This window comes from Achromobacter piechaudii NBRC 102461, from assembly GCF_001571245.1.
Lineage (GTDB): Bacteria > Pseudomonadota > Gammaproteobacteria > Burkholderiales > Burkholderiaceae_B > Achromobacter > Achromobacter piechaudii.
The window spans coordinates 32,256-52,441 of the sequence record NZ_BCTK01000005.1; the positions used below are offsets into that span (position 1 = coordinate 32,256).

Consider the following 20,186-nt stretch of genomic DNA (forward strand, 5'->3'; position numbering starts at 1 on the left):
CGCATGATGTCTACGATTCGTTCGCTGGTTGCGTGGTCCGTGGTGTTCACGCAGGTCTGGACGCCGGTGTTGGCACAGACGCTGCCCATCTCCGTCGACAAAAGCGTGGCGGGCCAGAAGCCGGTGGTGGGTGTTGCCAATGGCGTGCCGGTCATCAACATCGCCCCGCCGTCGGCGGGAGGCGTATCCAACAACCGCTATACCCAGTTCAACGTGGGGCCGTCGGGGGTCGTACTGAATAACAGCGGCGGCGCCAGCCAGACGCAACTGGCTGGCCAGGTGGGCGGCAACACGATGCTGGGCAACCAGCGCGCCACCACGATCCTGAACCAGGTCACCGCGCCAAACCCATCGCAGTTGATGGGCACGCTGGAAGTCGCGGGCAATCGGGCCAACGTCATCGTCGCCAACCCGGCAGGGATCACCTGCAATGGCTGCGGCTTCCTGAACGCCAACCGCGCCACGCTGACCACGGGGCGTCCCAAGGTGGGCCCGGATGGCGGCATCACGTTGGACGTGGCCGCGGGCAAGTTGCGGGTCGACGGGGATGGCCTGTATGGGGCGAATCTCAGTCAGGTCGACCTGATCGCCCGCAGCCTGGAAATCAATGCCGGCATCTGGACCGATCACTTGAATGTGGTCGCGGGTGCTGCGCGCGTGGACTACGCCGACGGCAAGGTGTTGGCGTTGGCCGGCGAAGGCGCGCCGCCGGTGGTGGCGCTGGACACGTCCGCGCTGGGCGGCATGTATGCCAACAGCATCCGGCTGATTGGCACCGAAGCCGGGGTCGGCGTGAACGTCGGCGGCAATCTGGTGGCGCTGACCGGCGATCTGCACGTCAATGCCGCGGGCGACGTCAGCATCGTGCCGGGCGGCACGGTGCAAGCCGCACGCGCCTTGCAGGTGAATGCGGGCCGGGATCTGGTCATGGACGGCGTGGCGCAGGGCGCCGAGGTCTCGATGACGGCCGGCCGTGATGCCTCGGTCAACGGCCTGGCGGGCAGTGACGGTTCGTTGACGCTGAACGCCAAGAACGACTTGAAGATTGGTTCGCAGGGCGGGCTGCTTGCCCAGGACACCCTGCGCATCGGTGCGGGCCGCGACGTGTCGGCAAAGGGGGCGTTGATCCTGAGCGACAGCGACTTGACCTTGCAGGCCGGCCGCAATCTGGCATTCGCGACACAAGCGCCCAGCGCGCCGGTAGCACCGCCTCAGCACGGCGGCGCGGCTCCCTCTGGTGGCACGTCATCCGGTGGTACGTCCGGTAGCGCCTCATCTGGCAACGGCGCCAGCAGCGGCACGTCATCGGGGCAGGCATCCCCTGGCAGCGAGCAGGCGAACAAGCCCAACCCCGTGGCTGCGGGTGTGATCTCCAGCCGCGCCACGGTTGAGATGCGCGCTGGCCGAGATATGACGCTGCCCGGTCAGGTCAACACGGCGGGCATGCTGCGCGCTGACGCAGGTTCAAACATCGCCTCGGATAGTGCAACCAAGCTGCAAGGCGCCAAGGACGTGGTGCTGCGCGCAGGTGGATCCATGGCGCTGGCGGGTTCGGCCCTGGCCGATGGCAGCGTGGCGTTCAATGCCGGACGCGACCTGCGACTGGATGGCAGCGCGCTGGCCTACGGCGGCGCTTTGCGCCTGGATAGCGGCCGTGATCTGGTCTTGGGCAAGAGCAGTCAATCTCAGGGCAATGGCGTATCGCTGACTGCGGCGGGCAGCATGAACTCCGCAGGCCAGCTCGTGGCCGGAGGGCTGCTTGCGATGCAGGCTGGCGGCGATATGGGGATCGACGGGCGCTCGGCTGCCGACGGAGACCTGCGCGCGGACGCGGGCGGGGCCTTGAGGGTCGGCGGTGCGGCGCAGTTGGACGCCACCGGGGCCACTGTTCTTGCGGCGCGCAACAACGTAGTGCTTGCCGGCGCCTTGCGCAGTAATGGCGATACGCGCGTGACGGCGGGCGGCGCATTGACGCTGGACGGCGAGATTGCCGCCACGCATGGCGCGGTCGCGCTTGTTGGGGCCAAGGAAATATCGCTGGGAGCGCCGTCCAGCGTCCTGGCGGGCGGTCCGGTCCGTATCCAGAGCGGCGATAGCCTGATGGCGGCCGGGACGATCTCGTCCATGGCCGACCTGACGATGCAGGTGGCGCGCGATGCCACGTTGAACGGTGATCTGCTGGCGGATGGGCGCCTGTCGCTGGACGCCGGCGGCGCGGTGACCAGCGGTGCCCAGGCACAACTGCGAGCGCAAGGCCCGCTGCAATTGCGTGCCGGAGCAAGTATGGATCTGGCAGGGGTGGCGGAAACCAACGCGACGCTTGATCTGAATGCGGCGACCGATCTGCGCATGGACGGCAGCGCGCTGGCTTATGGCGGCGCGCTGACGATGAACGCCGGCCGGAATCTGACGCTGGGCGAACAGAGCAAGACGCAAGGCGCGGGCATCGAAGCCAACGCGCAGGGCAACCTGAGCGCGGCGGGCTCCATTGGGGCACAAGGGAGCATTCAACTGATCGCAGGGCGGGACCTGACTCTGAACAATCAGGGCGGTGCCACCGGCGACATACGTCTGCTGGCTGGCCTCAATCTGCGTCAGACGAAAGCGGGAGCGCTGGATACCGAAGGCGTGCTTGTCGGGGATGCCGGTAAGGACGTTCGCTTGGACGGCGCGTTGCGCGCCAACGGCGGCGCGCAAGTCACGGCGGGCGGCGATCTGGCGGTCAATGGCCTGGTGTCCACGGCACGCGGCGGCCTGAACCTGAAGTCGGGGGGCAACCTGTCGATGGGCGTGGCAGGCCAGGCACTGTCCGGGGCCGCGCTGAACGCGCAGGCCGGTGGCGCGATGACGCTGGATGGCTCGACGGCCAGCCAGGGCGCCTTGGCGCTGACATCGGCGCGCGACACGGTCATCAGCGGGCAGCTCTACAGCGGCGGCACGCTGGACGTGACCAGTGCCATGTCATTCAAGGCGCTTGCTCCGGCAAGCTTGCAGTCAGTGGGCGATATGCGGATTCAAGCCGCACGCGATGCCACCTTGGCAGGGTCCGCGCTGACGGATGGGGCGCTTGGCCTTCGCGCAAAGCGCGACGTGATCGTGGACGGTTCTGCGTTGGCGTTCGGGGGCAGTCTGGCCATCACGGCAGGCCAGGATCTGAAACTGGGCGCGCAAAGCCAGGCGCAGGGCTCAGGCGTCGTGCTTGCGGCGGATCGTGGCCTGAGTGCCGACGGCGTGCTGGTATCGCAGGGCGACGCGCGCCTGTCCTCGGGCGGCGATAGCAATCTGTTGGGCTCGATCAGCGTGGATGGAGATTTGGCCGCCGTGGCCGGCACTGCTTTGAATGTTGGCAAAGCAGCGGTGCTGGAAACGACGGGCGCTTCCAGGTTGAGTGCCACGGGCGACATGCGTGTCGACGGTGCGTTGCGCAGCAATCGCGACGTGCGCTTGAACGCTGGCGGGGACTATCGCCAGACAGGACAGGTGGCATCGGCCGATGGCGCGTTGTCATTGAACGCCGGGCGCGATGTATCGCTGGATACCGACGCCGCGTTGCAGGCGGGCGGACCGTTGCAGATCAACGCGGGTGGCGCGCTGCGCTTGGCCGGCACGGTGTTGTCGCTGGCCGACCTGACCTTGCAGGCTGCGCGTGATGCGGTGGTGTCCGGCCAGTTGCACGCCAATGGCGCGCTGTCACTGACGAGCGGTGGGGCCGCGCAATTCAGCGAACAGGCGGATCTGCAATCGAATCAGGCGATGGCCATCACGGCCGGCAGCGACATTTTGCTGGCAGGTTCCGCACAGACCAACGCGGGGCTGGCGTTGCATGCCGGCAGGCAAGTGCAGATTGACGGCGCAGCGTATGCCTACGGCGGTGCGTTGTCGCTCGACGCCGGCAACGGGATGATCCTGGGTAACGACAGCAAAGCCCAGGGCCGAAGCGTTGTCCTGCGCGCCAACGACGACATCTACGCGCTGGGGCAGGTGGTTTCCGAATCGGGCATATCAGTGAAAGCGGGCCGCGACATCCTGTTGGGCGGCCTGGCCAATGCGTTCAGCGACATCAACCTGAACGCAGGCGGCGCTCTGAACGCTGGTGCGCCGGTGCAGTGGAGCGCGGGCGGAATCCTGACCGCGTCGGCATCCGGCAACATGGCGCTGGCCGGCGCCTTGCGCGGCGACCTGGGCCTTCAAGCGCAGGCGGGCGGGGCGATCGACGTGCAAGGTCTGTTGGCGTCGGCCAAGGGTTCAGTGGGTGTCACGGCAGGCGCTGGTCTGTCCGTGGCGTCGCAAGGCAGCATATGGGCCGGCGGTCCGCTGCAACTGCAATCAGACGCAGATCTGCAAGTGGCAGGCGTGCTCAGTACGCTTTCGGACCTGGCCATTCAAACGGCAGGCAGCGCTGCCATTACCGGGAAGCTGTATGCCGATGGCGTGCTGCGTCTGCTTGCCGGCGCATCGCTGCATACCGGCAGCTCGGCGCAGATGCAGTCGGGCGGTGACATGACGCTGCGCGCGCAAGGCATGCGCTTGGCGGGCGTAGCGTTGAGCGACGGGGCTATGACCTTGGACGCGGCGGGCGATCTGCGCGTGGACGGCAGCGCGTTGGCCTATGGCGGCGCGTTGACGGCCACTGGCGGCAATGACCTGACCCTGGGGGCGGAAAGCCAGACGCAAGGCAAGGGTGTGGCGCTGGCGGCGGGTCACGATATGCGCGCTGATGGCGTGTTGGCGTCGACCGGGGATGCGTCGATGCAGGCAGGCGGCAACGTCTCGGTCAATGGCAGCGTTGGGGTGGACGGAAATCTGGCCGTGCAGGCGGGCGGCAGCATGGACCTGGGCGCGGAATCGCAGATAGAGGCCGCAGGCCGCGCGACGTTGCTGGCGCAGGACAACCTGGTGGCAGCTGGCGCCGTGCGCAGCAACGATGGGACCAGTCTGGACGCCGGGCGGGATCTGACGCTGCAAGGCATCGCCGCCGCGATGCGCGGCGCGTTGAAGCTCAAGGCAGGCAGGAACGCTGTGCTGGCGGCTACCAGTCAAGCCTTGGCGGGCGGCGACGCGGACGTCAATGCGGGCGGCAACCTGAACCTTGCGGGCAAGGTGTCATCGCTGTCCGACGTCTTGCTGCAAGCCGGGCAAGACATGACGCTGAACGGCCAGTTGCTGGCCGCGCGCAATCTGCGCGCACAGGCCGGGCAAGTGCTGACCTCGGGCGCGGACGCGCAGATCCAGGCAGATGGCGATATCAACGCCAGGTCGGGCGCGGGCATGACGCTGGCGGGGCAATGGGCGGCCGGGAAATCCATCGCGCTGGAGGCTAAGGGCGCAGTGCTGGCGGATGCCAAGATGCTGGCCGCTGAAGGCGGCATCAAGCTTGGCGGCCTGGGCGACATCACGCTGGGCAACGCCAGTGAACTTCAAGCCAAGACCCTGCTTGCCGTGCAGGCGGGCGGCAAGCTTCAGGCCATGGGCACATTGTCCAGCGAGGGCAACATCAACCTGAGCGCGCAGAAAAATCTGTCGCTCGAAGGCACCACGGTGGCGGGCCAGCAATTGCAGGCCACGGCCGGCGCCACACTGGACGTCACGCGCTCCGGCCTGGCACAAGGCTCCAACGGCCTGCGATTCAGCGGGCAGGACGTCCACATCGCCGGCACGGCCGGTACGGCGGACACGGCGCTTGCCGCAGGAGGCACGCTGGACGTGCAAGCCAGCCGCGATCTGACCGTGGCCGACAGCGGCATTGTCAGCGCCGGATCGTCAGCCAGTCTGGGCGCGCAGCGCCATCTAGGCGTGGACGGTGTGGTCAGTGCCTTGGATGGCAATCTGGCCATGCAGGCAGGCGGCAACCTGAACGTAGGCCAGCAAGGCCGCCTCCAGGCTGGCACCGAGTTGACGGCGCGAGCGGACGGAGATCTGGTTTCGCACGGCACCGTGGTCTCGGGCGCGGACATGGCGCTGTACGCCGGGAATGATCTGACGCTGGATGGCGTGGTGGGGGCGCTGGGTCAGCGGGGCGCCGGCAACCTCGGTCTGGATGCCGGACGAGACGCGTATGTAGCCAAGGGCGCGCAAGTGCAGGCGGCGGGCACGTTGACTGCACAGGCCGCGCGCGATCTGCTCATCGCGGGCGCACTGACGTCCGTGCGCGACATGACCTTGAGCGTGGCGCGGGTTGCGCAGGTGGACGGCACGGCAGCCGCCGACGGCGGATTGACGCTGACCGGCCGCGACGTGCGCATCGGCGCAGGCGGCTTGGCGCAAGCGGGCGATTCGCTACGCCTGACCGCCTTGGGCGGCCTCGATATCCTGGGCCGCGCGTTGGGGCAGAACGATGTGGTGCTGACGGCGGGCGATAGCCTGTCCCTGTCGGGCACGACCGCAGCATTGCAAAGAGATCTGACGCTATCGGCCGAGCGTGGCGCCGTGTCGTTGGCGGCCGACTCGCATCTGCAAGCTGGCGGTTCGGTCGACATCAAGGCCGGCACGGACCTGAACCTGCAAGGCGTGGCGGCGGCCGGGCGCGACGTCACCATGTCAGCAGGGCAGGACGTGCGGCTGGGTGGCGCGGCGGTAGCGCAGGGCGGCGCCTTGTCGGCGTCGGCCGGCCGCGACTTGTCGATCGAGGCAGGCGCGCAAATTGAATCGGCATCGGCGATGGCGTTGCGTGCGCTGGGCCGCTGGATCAATGCGGGCACGGTGCTCACCGGCGGAGTCGCTGAACTCTCGGCGGGCGCTGCGTTGACCAACCTGGGCGCCGTGTTGGCGGGCGGCGATCTGAACGCCAGCGCAGGTGGGGTGTTGAACAATGCGGGTCGCCTCGCGGCCGGCGTAGACGAAGACGGCGCGCTGACCAAACCGGGCAGCCTGACGCTGACCGCAAGCGCCATCTCGCATGGCGGCACCAGTCTGGCGGGCAAGGACTTGACGCTGTCCGCAGGGCAACTTGACCTGGGCGGCGCCAACCTGTCGGCATTGGGCAAGCTGGCCTTGACTACCGCAGGCGACATCGACACGCGGCTGGCCACGTTGTACGGCGGCACGCTAGCCATCAGCGGCTCCAATCTGAACAACCAGGGCGGCAAGATCACCGCAGGGGGCGACGCCAAGATCACGCTGTCGGGTGCGCTGGACAACCGCGCGGGCGTCCTGGCGTCGGTCGGGCACACCGATATCGAAGCGGTGCGGGTGGACAATCAGGCAGGCACGCTGGCGGGCAAGGACCTGAGCATTACCGCGTCGGGCTCCGTTGATAACACCGGTGGCCTGATGCAGGCGGACAACGCGTTGAGCGTAACCGCCGCCGCCCTGAATAACCGCGACACCGCATGGCAAGGTAATGAGCCCTCGTCGGGGCTGATCGCCAACATCATCCGTATCGTCGCGGGGCAGGTGGACAACACGCGTGGTTCGATACAGGCCCAGGACGCGCTGGCCATCGAAGCCGGCGTGCTGGACAACACCGACGGGCTGGTTTCCTCACGCGGGGTTGCCGATATCCTGGCCGACACGCTGATCAATCAGCGAGGCAAAGTGTTGGCCGGTGAACGCTTGACGTTGCGCACGCGCGTGCTGACCGCCTTGGGCGTGCTGCAATCGGGCGGCGACCTGTCATTGACCACGGGCGGGTCACTGGACCAGACCGGAGACCTGACGGCGGGGCGAGACCTGTCGCTGTCGGTGGGCGGAAACCTGGACAACAGCGCCAAGCTGTCCGCAGGACGCGACCTGACGGTCAACGCTGGCAATCTGAACAATAAGCAGACCGGCGAACTGGTCGCCGCAGGTGTCACCACGCTTAACGTGGCTCAGACGCTGACCAACGCCGGGCTGATCGACGGCGGCGCAACGCGTATTTCGGCTGGCCGTGTGGATAACCTGGGCCGCATCTATGGCGACACCATTGCCATCGGCGCGGGCTTTCTGTCCAACGATGTCGGCGCGGCCGGCGCGGCGGTCATCGCCTCGCGCGGTGACCTGGATCTGGGCATCGGTGGGCTGAACAACCGCGAACACGCGTTGATCTACGCCGGCGGCAACCTGCGCATCGGCGGGGCGCTGGACGGCAACGGCCAGGCCTGGGGCCAGGCGGGCAGCCTTGTTAACGCATCGGCAACCATCGAAGCCGTGGGCAACGCGGTCATTGCCGCCGCCTCCATCCAAAACCTGAACAATCACTACGCCAGCCAAGTGGTGTCTGTAGGCGGCGGCGCCAAGGTGTATTACCGCCCCGACGGATCCACCGATATGTATGACGGCGCAGCGACCTGGCTGTGCGATCTGGTGACCCCGATGTGCAGCAAGGATCCGGGCTGGTTGCAGGACGATCAGGAGCGCCGCCTGCTGCTGCCGTCCTCGACATATCCCGAATCGCGCTACGGTCCGCCGTTCGACTACGGCTTGAACAAAAAGGGCATACGCGGAAAAACCGCGCCCATCTCCCCAGCCTTCATCGCCAGCGAAACCGTGTGCACGGGGGGAGACGCCGGGGGCGGTTGCATGGTCACCGAGGACCAATTCTTCTACCCTCCCGACGCAGCAATCTGGGGCGTGTTTGGTGTTGCGCCGCCGGTGGGCGCTCCCCCCGTCAAGCCGGAAGGCGAGCCTTGCATGCTGCCGCTGCCGGTTTGCCGTGAATACGCCGAGCGTCTGGCGGTCTATGAAGCCGCACATACGGCCTACACGAATGCCTATCGGGAGCTGAACACTCGAATTCGCGCGTTCAATGCCGACTTCGACGGCCGCATGGTGAAGAACTTCACCATCTATCGCGTGCAAGAGTCGGTGACCGAGACCCGCACGGTGTCCAGCGATCCCGGTCAAATCACGGTGGGCGGCAACGCCACGCTGATCGGCGCCGTCACCAACGACAAGAGCCGCATCGTCGCGGGCGGCGCATTGATGGTGTCGGGGCCGGCCATCAACAACATCGGCGCAACCGGGGAACGGCGCGTCGAGCTGGTCGGTACCGCCACCCACACCTACGAGAAGAACGACGACCGCAAGTACGAAGCGTCTCAACCCTACACCGGCGGCGTATCGTCCACACCCACCGAAATGCAGGTGGCGTATGTCGCCGGTAACCAGGCCGTGTCCGTGGGCGGCAAACCCGGCGCCAGCGCGCTGGCGGACGGATCGCAACCGATAGGCATCGTCGACGTGGCGCTGCCGGACGGTTCCGCCGTGCGGACGATGACGGCGCCCGCAGTCATTCCGGACAGCCAGCTGTTCGCAGTGTCCGGCAATGCCGACTCGCCCTATCTGGTCGAAACCGATCCGCGTTTCATCGGCCAGCACGACAAGGTGTCCAGCGACTATCTGTTGGAACTGCTGCGCAACCCCAATGCCTTGCCGGAAACCGCCATCAACGGCGCGCAGGGCGCCAACGGCGGCCTGTCCGGCGACCGAATCAGCGGCGGCGCCGGTGCCGGCAACGGGGCGGATGCCGCCATCGTCGACGGTAACGTCGGTGCCGGCCAGACCGGCCCGGCGGTGACCGCCAATGGTGGGCTCACGGGCGAGCGCAATACGGCGCCTGGCGCGGCCAACGTCGCCGACGCCGGCCCGCAATCGGGTGCCGTAGCGGGAGCCACGGGCGGCGGCAATGTGGGCGCAGCGGGCGCCATTGAAGGTGCCCGTGCCGTCGGCTGGGACGGCCTGGTGCCGGCCGGCGCGCGATTCCTCACGCCCTCGGGCCAGCCCAAGCGGCTGGGCGATGGCTTCTATGAACAGAAGCTGGTCACCGACCAGATCATGGCCACCACCGGCCAGCGCTATCTGGACAACTACAGCAACGCCGACGCGCAATACAAGGCGCTGCTGGCGGCAGGCGCGCAGTTCGCGGCTGCCAACGGCGTACAACTGGGCGTGGCGCTGACCGAGGAACAGATGCGGCAGTTGACCACCGACGTGGTCTGGCTGGTCGAGCGCGCCGTTGTCCGCGCCGATGGCACGGTCGACCACGTGCTGGTTCCACAGGTCTACCTGATGGTGCGCAACGGCGACCTGAAGGCAGACGGCACGCTCATGGCGGGCCGCGACGTCAGCTTGCAGGCCGACGGCGACGTGAACAATACGGGCAGCATCGTCGGGCGCGACGCCACCGTCATCACGGCGGGCAACATCGTCAACCAGGCAGGCGGCCAGATTCAGGGCGAACGGGTCAACCTGAATGCCCGCGAGAACATCACCAGCATCGCTGCCCTGATCCAGGGCGGTGACGTGTCAATGAAGGCAGGACGCGACATCGCGCTGACCTCCACGATGACGGATTACGACCGAGGCGCGACCTCGGGCAGCAACCTGGGCGGCGTCTCGCGCGTGGTCGCCGACAACCTGCAAATGCAGGCCGGCCACGACATCAACCTGACTGCGGCGCAGCTGTCCATCAAGGAAGACGCGCGACTGCAAGCGGGCCGCGACATCAACCTGGGCACGCTTACGCAAAGCCACCAGGAGGCCTACGATTTCCGCAAAAAGAACAACTCGGCGTTCAGTACGTCGTCGGAGATCGGCACCAACATTGCTGCCGGTGGCAACCTGACGCTGGTCGCCGGGCAGGACGTCAACGCCCGCGCCGCCAACGTCACGGCAGACAAGCAACTGGCCGTGGGGGCCGGCCGTGACGTCAACCTGACTGCGGGCGTGGCGTCCGGCTCGGCGCGAGACGAGCTCTACACCAAGAAGAAGGGCTTTCTGTCCCGCTCGTCCACCCATAGCATCCTGTCGACGGACTGGACTCAGGCACAGTCCTCGACCTTCACGGGCGACAGCGTGGTGATGATGGCCGGCCGCGACGTGAACGTCGTGGGCTCGAACGCAGGTGCGCAGAACGACCTGGTGATGACGGCCGGCCGAGACGTGAACATCGTCGCGGGCGTGAACACCCTGGGCAACTACAGCTACGAGAAAACCCAAAAGTCCGGCTTCGGCGCGCAGGGCGGCTTCAGCTACGGCAGCCGACAGCAGACGGACAAGCTGGAAGGCGCCAAGGTCTTCCACTCGGCCAGCACCGTGGGCAGCGTCACGGGCGACACCCTGATCAACGCGGGCGGGGCGCTCAACATCATGGGCAGCAACGTCGTGGCGCGCCAGGGCGATGTGACCTTGATCGGACGCGAGGTGAATATCGGGGCGCTTGCGGATACGGCGCGCGAGAAGGAGTTTCATGAGATCAAGCAAAGCGGCCTGAGCATCAGCGCCAGTACTCCGATGGTCAGCGCCATGCAGACAGCCGAACGCATGGGTGATGCGGCCGGCAAGACCGACAACAAGGTCATGCAGGGCCTGGCCCTGGCCACCTCGGGCCTGGCGGCTGTCAATGCCTACGACGCAATCACGGCCGATCCGGCAGCGGGTGGCGGCTTGAATGTCAACATCAACCTGGGATCCAGCAAGAGCCAAAGCATCTCTACGCGCTCGTCTTCATCCGTCAGCGGTTCTACGGTGGCAGCCGGAGGCGACCTGACGATCGTCGCGCAAGGTGCGGGCCAGAGGTCGAACGTGACCGTTACGGGATCCAATCTGTCCGCAGGCAACAACGCCGCGATCAAGGCCGAGGGCGACATCCTGCTGCAAGCGGCCGAAAACACGTTCGAGCAGCACAGCAAGAACAAGAGCACCAATGCCAGCATCGGCGTGGGCGTGACGATGGGCACGCAAGGCTTTGGCTTCACGCTAAATGCTGCGGCGAGCGCGTCGCGCGGCAATGCCGATGGCAAGGACTCCAGTTGGACCACCAGCAACGTCACCGCAGGCAACATCCTGGGCCTGCAGTCGGGCGGCAACACTTCGCTGATAGGCGCCACGGGCCAGGCCCAACAGATCATTGCGTCGGTTGGCAAAAACCTGCGCATTGAAACACTGCAAGACACCAGCCACTACGAATCCAAGCAGCAAAGCGCGGGTGTCTCGGGCACCCTGTGCTACGGCTATTGCAGCAGCTCCATCTCGGGCAACGTGTCGCAAGGCCAGATGAAGAGCGACTTCAAATCCGCCTCGGAACAGGCGGGCCTGAAGGCTGGCGACGGCGGCTTCATTGTCGACGTCAAGCACAACACGACGCTCATCGGCGGCGTCATCGCCAGCAGCGACAAGGCCGTGGCCGCCGGCTTGAACACGCTGTCCACCGGCACGCTGGTCACCGAAGACTTGAAGAACAGCGCCAGCTACAAGGCCAGTCAGGTCGGGATCAGCGGAGGCTGGAGCGGATCTGGCAGCCTTGGCACTGATCGCGACGGCAACGTGGCAGGCGGATCAAGGGCAGAGCCCGGCACCAGCGTCCCGCAAACGAAAAGCGGCGTGGGCATGGGTACGCCGGTAGTTGCAGCGGCCAGCGGCAACAGTAGTTCGACGACTCAAAGCGGCATCAGTGGCGGCAAGATCGCCATTCGTGACGAGGCCGGGCAATTGGCGCTGACCGGCAAAACGGCAGCGGAGACGATCGCGTCGTTGAACCGAGACACGACCGATACGTTGAATGCGCTGAAGCCGATCTTTGACAAGGAGAAGATCGAAGCGGGGTTTGAGATTGCGTCGGAGGCCCAGCGGCAGACGGGGCAGTTTTTGACGAATCGGGCGAAGGAAATAGATCGGCTGGTCGAACGTTCCAAAGACATCAAACTGTCCGACGATGAACGTAAAGAGGCTGCCGAGGCCGCGAAAAAGCTGAATGCGGAGTGGGGAGCATCTGGTTCGTACCGCCGGATTCTGACAGCGGTCTCTGCTGGTGCGACGGGCAACGTCACCGGCACAACGGCGTCGTTTGCTCAGTCCGCGGCCGTGAATTACTTGCAAGGCTTGGCGGCGTCGGAGGTCAAGCGCTTGACCGCGACGCTTGGCGACGGAGCTGAAGCCGATGCCGCGCGCGCTGCCCTGCACGCAATCGTAGGTTGCGCCGGGGCCTCTGCGAAGGGGGGGAGTTGTTCGGCAGGCGCATTAGGCGCTGGGGCTGGTTCAGTGCTCAACGCCTTGCTGAGCAGTGACGAGAAGAAGTTGTCTGCCGAGGAAAAAGAGGCTCGGCGCAACTTAGTGGAATCACTCGTGGCCGGCATAGCGCAGGGGGTTGGCGCGAACGTGACGGACGCGACCTTTGCCGCCGCTAATGAGACTGAAAACAACGCGCTGAGCGTGCCCCAGCAGCAGGCTCGGACTAAGGAAATGGAGCTGTGCGGCGGAAATAGGATTTGCGAGGACGGCGTTACTCGACAGTACAAGGACGTTTCGGATAAACAGCGCCAAGATTTGACTCAATGCGCGAGTCCGGAAATATGTCGTCAAGAAATTGATAAGGCATCCAAGCTGCTCGAAGATTATGGTCGGCGAGCCGATGAACTTGGAGAAAAACTGCGTGAGGAGATACTGACCGCGGCGGAATGGCGGGAACTTTCCATGGTCCTAGGCAGCGGGCAGCTGATGATTGCTGACCGCAACGCTGCAATCAAGAGGTCCGCCCTAATGGGTGGAAGTGAGATCAAGGATCTCGTGTGGGATGAGATCGCGAAGGCGGGTGTGGCGGGGGCGGCGGCGGTAGGAGCCGTCGGCAGTAAGACGTCGACCAATTCGAAAGCTACAGCTGATAAGGGAGGTAAGGGGAGTGCAGTACCCGTGTTTGAACCTGTTATGGCTTCGAATGGGTTGATGTATCAATCGAATCCTAAACACACACCGGGACAAATCGGGAATCGACCAAATGCTGGGGTGGAACCCAAAAATTCTCTTGAACTATTTTCCAATTCCATTGCAGATTCCGGAAATAATAATCATAGGTATGCACAAGATGCAGAGGGAAATATTCACAGATTTTTCAGAACAAATAATGATATGTTTCATTGGTCTGGCAGTAGCGGAGATAAGACTAGTGCGCTGAAAAAAGATAATATTCCTAATGAAATAAAGAAGATATTTAACGTTTCTGGAAAAGGTAAGTGAGATGGTTATTGGTGATCCATATAAGTTTGCAGTTCTTGTGCAAAACATTCCAGAGTGGGGAAGCGATTCCTACAGAAATGGTCTATTTCACCTAATCGTGGATGGAAAAATGTTTCCTGATGAACTCAGTACTGCGACTTTGGATGTCGAGTTTGGGGAGCTGAAAAATTCGCATGCATTGATTTCTCTTCCTGAAAATTGCGAGATGTTTCGTAAAAAAAAGGTGGATGCTTTTGAGATTATGTTGGGTTTGGCATATCCAAATTATCGGTGTGGCGATGTCGATGATCGGCAAGACCTTAGTAATGACTTCAGGTACAAGGTGTCTGGCCCGAATGCCGAGGATCAGGGGTGCCATGTATTTTGTGTTGTTTGTAATGAGGAGGCTAGGGTGCTTGGCGCAAAAGTAAGTGAATTGATAACCGACAAAGATGGGACGCGATATTGGGTAAATATTCAAAATTACGACGTGTTCGAAGCGATAGTTTCTATTGCTGATATTAAGCAGATTGTGCAGCAACTTTCTGATTATGATTTGGCGGTTCGACAGGGGGCAGACTAGTCCTAGCTAATAATAAACGGTTGGTCATGTTTTTTTTGCCAAAATCGCTTTGGTGTGAACTGGTTGGTGGGCGCAAGGATGAAATGCGAAACAGGCTCCGAAGTGATTTTTGTAAATTTTTGGTGTTATGAAACTAATAAATGAATCTGATGGTGGGTTGGAATTTTCGTGCTCAGTTGAAGAGGTATTTATTTTAAAATGTGCTCTCAATGAAGTGTGCAATGGTCTGGACTCATTCGAATTTCAAACTCGAATGGGCGCGGAAAGGTCTGAGGTGGTAAGCATGCTTGAATATTTGCACACACTGCTGGTGAACTTTAAGCGGCGCTAGCCTTGCGATGGTATCGAGGTGATTTTGTAGTTCGGGATTGCAGTCGGTCTTCGGCGCTCGATCTGCCGCAGGAATGCCAGGCTAATTTTTATCGAAATCTTTCCACACGAAGGGTTCGATTCGATCATTTCTATCGCTTACATTGAGTGGGTTGTGCAACAAATTGCTGAGATTGATTTGTCGATTCGGTAGGAGTCAGACCGCCTTAGCTCAAACTAGCATTAAGTACGGGTTGGTCGATCCGTAAGCCCACCCTAAAGGTTGGTACCAGCGTCCCGCAAATGCCAGGCGGCGTGGGCATGGGCACGCCGGCGGTCGCGGCAGCCAGCGGCAACAGCAGTTCGGCGACCCAAAGCGGCATCAGCGGCGGCGCCATCGTCATTCAGGACGAGGTGGCGCAGCAAGACCTGGCGGGCATGATTGCAGCCGAGACAATCGCTTCATTGAATCGGGATACCGCGTTGGATATGTTGAACGCGCTCAAGCTCATTGCCGATGAGAAGGTAATCGAGGCGGGATTTGAGATTGCATCGGAGGCGCAGTGGTAGGGCAGGGATGTTCTTGAAGGATCGAATGATGAGATATAAGGACGAAAATCTAATTAGTAGGAACAGAGTTAATGAGGTGTTTGTCTCCGAGGATGTCGGGGAAATTAGTGCCACGCTCGTCGCGATTGCGCTAAACGATTCGAGCTGGCGGTGGGCGCAAAATCGATGTTTAGAATTTTTGAATCACGATAATTTTGAAATTAGAGGGGTCGCCGCGACATGCTTGGGGCATATTGCCAGAATTCATGGCCAACTCGATAAGGATAAGGTGATGCCTGCTCTACGTGAGCGCCTTAAAGATAAAGCCATCTCGGGGCGAATTGAAGATGCAATCGCAGATATTGGTATGTTTTTGAGCAATAGGAGGAAGTGGTAGATAGGGGCGGGTTTTAAACGTAGGAACCAGCCCGTAGAACTTCGGTGTCTCCTCGGCGCCGCCTCCCTTGAAGACAAGCAGATCGACAGATAACCAGATCCCCTGCCGTGTTGAGGCAACGCAAAGCCCTCACTCCGGTCGCCAACTACACAGCAATCACAACATCACTCACACCACATACATCCTGCAAAAGCACCCCCACCGCCGAACAAATCCCCCCAATCCCCACCCCTTAATCCACATCAACCCCCCATCCCCACCCCCGATGTACGATCCCTACATCTTTCGGCGCAGCTCTACCCCCATAGCCCTCCCGTCCTTTCCCATTGCACGCGCCCGCCTTCCACAAGCCTCACACCCCAAGCAATGAGCGCATCCTCCGACTAAGCTCCTTCAAGGATGATCGGCATGAAAAGAATACGTTGGGTACTGATCTGCGGATTGGCTATCGTTGCAGCCCTCTGGCTGTTGCCACACGCGCAGATTCTGTATCTGCGTGAAGTCTTCGCCATGCGTCACGAATGGGTCCTGCTGACGGGGCTGGTGGCGTTTGCCGCGATGGCGGGGGCGGTGATGTTGTCGATGCGTCCCGTGTCCGTCGAGCCGCCGATGGGCGGTCTGGACAAGATGTACCGTTTGCACAAATGGCTGGGGGTGACGGCCCTGGTGGTCGCCGTGCTGCATTGGTTGTGGATCAAGGCGCCCAAGTGGGCGGTCGGCTGGGGTTGGATTGTGCGGCCTCCGAAAGGGGATCGTCCGCAGCTGGAAGGCCTGGAAGCCTTCTTTCGTCAGCAGCGCGGGCTGGCGGAGACCATGGGTGAGTGGGGTTTCTATGCCTTGATCGTCCTGGTGCTCATCGCTTTGATTTCACGCGTGCCCTATGGTTATTTCCGCAATACGCACCGGCTCATGGCCGTGATCGCGTTGGTGTTTTGCTGGCACGCCGTCGTGCTGACCGAATATTCCGATTGGTCCAAGCCTGTCGGCTGGTTGACGGCGGCGCTGGTGGCAGGTTGCGTGGTGGGGTCGATCGTTGGACTGACGGGGCGCATCGGACGGCGCCGGCAGGTGCCCGCGCGTATTACGCAGCTGGAACCCTTTCGCCACAATCGCGTGCTCAAAGTCGTGCTCAAGCTCGACAAACCCTGGCCCGGGCATCAGACCGGCCAGTTCGCCTTCGTCACCTTCGACCCTCGCGAGGGCGCGCATCCCTTCACGATTTCTTCAGCGTGGAAGGGCGATGGCAGTATGTTTTTCCTTATCAAGGCTGTCGGCGACTACACAAGCCGGCTTGCCGAAACGTTAGAGATTGGCGGCACCGCCACGGTCGAGGGGCCGTACGGGGATTTCCAGTTTGCCGGACCTCAGCAAAGACAGATCTGGATCGGAGCCGGCATTGGCATCACCCCCTTCATCGCGCGCATGCAAGCGCTGGCCGCCGAACCCGACGGCCGCCAGATCGACCTTTTCTACGTGACGCAGTTGCCCGATCCGGCCTTTGTGGAAAAGGTCCAGAAAAATGCCGAGGCGGCTGGCGTCACGCTGCATCTGCACGTCAAGGGACGGGACCCGCGCCTGACTGCCGACGTCATCAAAGAGATGCTGCCGGACTGGCGCGATGCCAGTATCTGGTTCTGTGGCCCGGCCGGCATGGGGGATGAGCTTCAATCCTCCATGCAGAAGGCAGGTCTGGATCCGGCGGCCTTCCACCGGGAATTTTTCCAGATGCGTTGACGGGCCAGGCGTCAGAGCACGCCAAAGCCCGGCTGCCGCTCAACCAAACTCAAGCTGATAGAAGCTCTGGCTGGCGATCAGCGTCGCGCCGCAGGACGTGCGCATGCCTTCCAGCGCCGTCATGCGGTCCGAGCTGACGTTGTGGACGCCTTCGACGATGGTGTGCGTGTCGCCGCATTTGGGGCAGGTGACTCGGTCGCCGACGCGGGCCATGGGCTGGCCGAAGATGATGACGGTTTCATCGCCGGTCACGACGACGCCGCCGTGCGACGTCTTGTCGCCCTTGCGGATGACGGAACGTTGGGACATGGGTGGCGAGATATTTGTTTACAGATAGGTGCCGTCCGGCGCACGCCGAGCGGGTCCGACCACGAACGTGCCATCGGGCGCCATGCGCACTGGTCCGCCGCCGCCCTTGTAGGTCCCGTCGGGTGCGCGTTGCGGCGTGCCGGCCACGTAGGTGCCGTCGGGCGCGCGGGTGATGGGGCCTTCGCCGCCGACATAGGTGCCGTCTGGGGCGCGGCGCGGCTTGCCTGCGATGAAGTGCCCGTCGGGCAACATGCGGATGGATTTCGTCGTCATGGACGCTCCTTGGATCGGAGCGGAAATCATAACGATGCATCGTGATGCGCCTTGTAATAGGACGTGTCATCTTTGAACGTTATGCGTAAGTGAATGTGGGATGATTTCCGCCATTCCTGCTGCGGGCCGCGCCGTTCTCCGGCACGCATGCCGCCAGCCCACGCCACTTCTGCTTTAAGACATGACCGACATCAACGCCTTGTTGCTACCGATACCCGGCGATGCGCCCTGCGGCGTGGACCTGGTGTTCTCGCCCGAATTCGACGCCATCCGCGAAGCGCGCCGGCACGACGACCCTCAGCTTGACCAGGGCGACTGGATCATCGACCTGAAAGAGGCCGACTGGCCGGAAGTCGCGCGCATCTGTTCCGACGCGCTGCGCAACCGCAGCAAGGACATCCGCATTGCGTCGTGGCTGGCCGAAGCGTGGGCCAAGACGCGCGGGTTCGCGGGGCTGCGCGACGGCTACCTGCTGATCGACGGCCTTTGCCAGAACTACTGGGACGGCCTGCACCCCGTGCCCGAGGATGGCGACGTGCAGCAGCGCGTGGGCAACCTGGCCTGGCTGTTGTCCCGTTCGCAGCAACTGATCGGCGAGATCCCGTTGACCCAGGCGGACGGCGCGCGATACGGCGCGGTGCTCTGGGAGGCCGCGAGCCAGTTGGCCAACGCCGTCAAGCGCACGCCCGACAATGCCAACGAGCTGACTCGCGGCAAGCTCACGCTGGACCGTTTCGATGCCGCGCGCCGCGATACGCCGCCGTCGTTCTATTCCGAACTGGATAGCCAGCTGGAAGGCTGCGCGCAGGCGCTGGCGCAGCTTGAACGCACGCTGGACGAACGCCTGGGCGATGAAAGCCCGGCGTTCTCCCGGGTGCGCGAGGCGCTGCGCAACGTCACCGAACTGGCGCATCGTTTTGCGCGCGACGCCGGCCTGCTGGTGCGCGCCGACATGGCGCCGCCGCCGCAATCGCCTGCTGCGCCCGCCGTTCCCACACGCGTGGAGCCTACCTTGCCCGCCATCGATTCTCTTTCGACCGCCAACGAGCCCGCCGGCCATCCTGCCACGCCTGCTGCGCGCGGTCCGATTCAGACGCGCGAACAGGCGCTGGCGCAATTGCGCGAGGTGGCTGATTTCTTCCGCCGCACCGAGCCGCACAGCCCGGTCGCCTACCTGGCTGACAAGGCCGCAAGCTGGGGCGAGATGTCGCTGCACCTGTGGCTGCGCACGGTGGTCAAGAACGACGAAACGCTCTCCGGTCTGGAAGAGCTGCTGGGCATCAAGAAGGCCGGCGACAACAACTGATGCCGGCCAGCGGCGCGCGCCTTAGCGCGCCGCGCGGAACTCGATGCGCCGGTTCTTGGCGCGTCCTTCGGCCGTGGCGTTGGTGGCCACGGGCTGATCGGGGCCAGCCCCCATCGCTTCGAAGCGCGACACCGGCAGCCCCTTGTCCACCAGGTAATCGCGCACGGCATCCGCGCGCGCCTGGCTCAACGCCAGGTTGGTGCTGCGGCTGCCCGAGCTGTCGGTATGCCCGATGATCTGGATCTTGTCGGCGCGCAGCTTGGGCACGGCGTCCGCCACGCGGTCCAGCAGTTCGCGGCCACGCGCGGTCAGGCGCGTGCTGCCGGTTTCGAATTCCACGACGCGGTTGCTCAACAGGTTGTCCAGCACGTCCTGCTCGTCCTTGCCGGCCGACACGCGCAGGCCATTGACGATCTTGTACGTGGGGTTGAGCGACGTGGCGAAGTTGCTGGCGATCTGCTGCCGCGAGGCTTCGTTGTCCACCTCGCCGCGCAGCCGGATCTGCGTGCCGTCGATCTCCAGCTGGCCACGGTTGATCTGTTTGAGCGGGCTGTCCAGCAGCTTGCTCACGTGCTGCGACCAGTTGGGCGGCGCCACCACACCGCCCACGTCGATGCGGTCGATTACGTTGCCGACCCCGTAGACCTTTTGCAGCCGGGCCAGCACGTCGGCCTTGGTGGCCTCGTCCGGCACCGCGCCGCTGGCGACCACCTGGCCGGGTTGGGGAATGACGTTGGCCGGCACCACCGTTGCGGCGTCCTGGGCATGGGCCGCGCACGACAATGCGGCGGCCAGGGCAAGAATTAGCGTGCGCATGC

General features: G+C 63.6%; 8 protein-coding genes. 5 read left to right on the forward strand and 3 right to left on the reverse strand.

The genetic code is table 11. The features are described 5' to 3' along the window. Positions 1-3 precede the first annotated feature (3 nt). From API01S_RS06935 to API01S_RS06955, 4 genes are all read left to right on the forward strand, one after another. Positions 4-13,929, forward strand: coding sequence for a two-partner secretion domain-containing protein (locus API01S_RS06935; protein ID WP_061303954.1), 13,926 nt, complete (start codon positions 4-6; stop codon positions 13,927-13,929). Between the two features lies 1 nt (position 13,930). After that, positions 13,931-14,491: an immunity 42 family protein gene (locus API01S_RS28745; RefSeq protein WP_082305955.1), complete on the forward strand. Its 561-nt coding sequence runs from the start codon at positions 13,931-13,933 to the stop codon at positions 14,489-14,491. A gap of 630 nt (positions 14,492-15,121) precedes the next feature. Next, positions 15,122-15,370, forward strand: a complete 249-nt coding sequence (locus tag API01S_RS06945) for a hypothetical protein (RefSeq protein WP_050728112.1) — start codon at positions 15,122-15,124, stop codon at positions 15,368-15,370. Positions 15,371-16,154: 784 nt separating this feature from the next. Beyond that, positions 16,155-17,480 carry a ferredoxin reductase family protein gene (locus tag API01S_RS06955; RefSeq protein ID WP_061304607.1) on the forward strand — a complete coding sequence of 442 codons (1,326 nt, stop codon included), beginning with the start codon at positions 16,155-16,157 and terminating at the stop codon, positions 17,478-17,480. Between the two features lie 39 nt (positions 17,481-17,519). On the opposite strand, the gene API01S_RS06960 is transcribed toward API01S_RS06955, so the two are convergent. Both API01S_RS06960 and API01S_RS06965 read right to left on the reverse strand, forming a co-directional pair. Further along, on the reverse strand, positions 17,520-17,789 hold the full coding sequence (locus API01S_RS06960; protein ID WP_050728110.1) for a PAAR domain-containing protein: 270 nt from the start codon (positions 17,787-17,789) through the stop codon (positions 17,520-17,522). An 18-nt stretch (positions 17,790-17,807) separates the two neighbouring features. Continuing rightward, on the reverse strand, positions 17,808-18,062 hold the full coding sequence (locus API01S_RS06965; protein ID WP_050728109.1) for a hypothetical protein: 255 nt from the start codon (positions 18,060-18,062) through the stop codon (positions 17,808-17,810). A gap of 181 nt (positions 18,063-18,243) precedes the next feature. Here API01S_RS06965 and tssA point away from each other — a divergent pair, with 181 nt between their 5' ends. Then, positions 18,244-19,368, forward strand: coding sequence for a type VI secretion system protein TssA (tssA, locus tag API01S_RS06970; protein ID WP_061303959.1), 1,125 nt, complete (start codon positions 18,244-18,246; stop codon positions 19,366-19,368). A gap of 21 nt (positions 19,369-19,389) precedes the next feature. Here tssA and API01S_RS06975 read toward each other — a convergent pair whose 3' ends face one another. Beyond that, positions 19,390-20,184 carry an OmpA family protein gene (locus API01S_RS06975; RefSeq protein WP_050728107.1) on the reverse strand — a complete coding sequence of 265 codons (795 nt, stop codon included), beginning with the start codon at positions 20,182-20,184 and terminating at the stop codon, positions 19,390-19,392. Positions 20,185-20,186 lie beyond the last annotated feature (2 nt).

Excerpts from the sequence above, each read along its gene's own strand:
- API01S_RS06935 (WP_061303954.1), top strand. The coding sequence starts at position 4 with ATGATGTCTACGATTCGTTCGCTGGTTGCGTGGTCCGTGGTGTTCACG.
- API01S_RS28745 (WP_082305955.1), top strand. The coding sequence starts at position 13,931 with ATGGTTATTGGTGATCCATATAAGTTTGCAGTTCTTGTGCAAAACATT.
- API01S_RS06945 (WP_050728112.1), top strand. The coding sequence starts at position 15,122 with ATGGGCACGCCGGCGGTCGCGGCAGCCAGCGGCAACAGCAGTTCGGCG.
- API01S_RS06955 (WP_061304607.1), top strand. The coding sequence starts at position 16,155 with ATGAAAAGAATACGTTGGGTACTGATCTGCGGATTGGCTATCGTTGCA.
- API01S_RS06960 (WP_050728110.1), bottom strand. The coding sequence starts at position 17,789 with ATGTCCCAACGTTCCGTCATCCGCAAGGGCGACAAGACGTCGCACGGC.
- API01S_RS06965 (WP_050728109.1), bottom strand. The coding sequence starts at position 18,062 with ATGACGACGAAATCCATCCGCATGTTGCCCGACGGGCACTTCATCGCA.
- tssA (WP_061303959.1), top strand. The coding sequence starts at position 18,244 with ATGACCGACATCAACGCCTTGTTGCTACCGATACCCGGCGATGCGCCC.
- API01S_RS06975 (WP_050728107.1), bottom strand. The coding sequence starts at position 20,184 with ATGCGCACGCTAATTCTTGCCCTGGCCGCCGCATTGTCGTGCGCGGCC.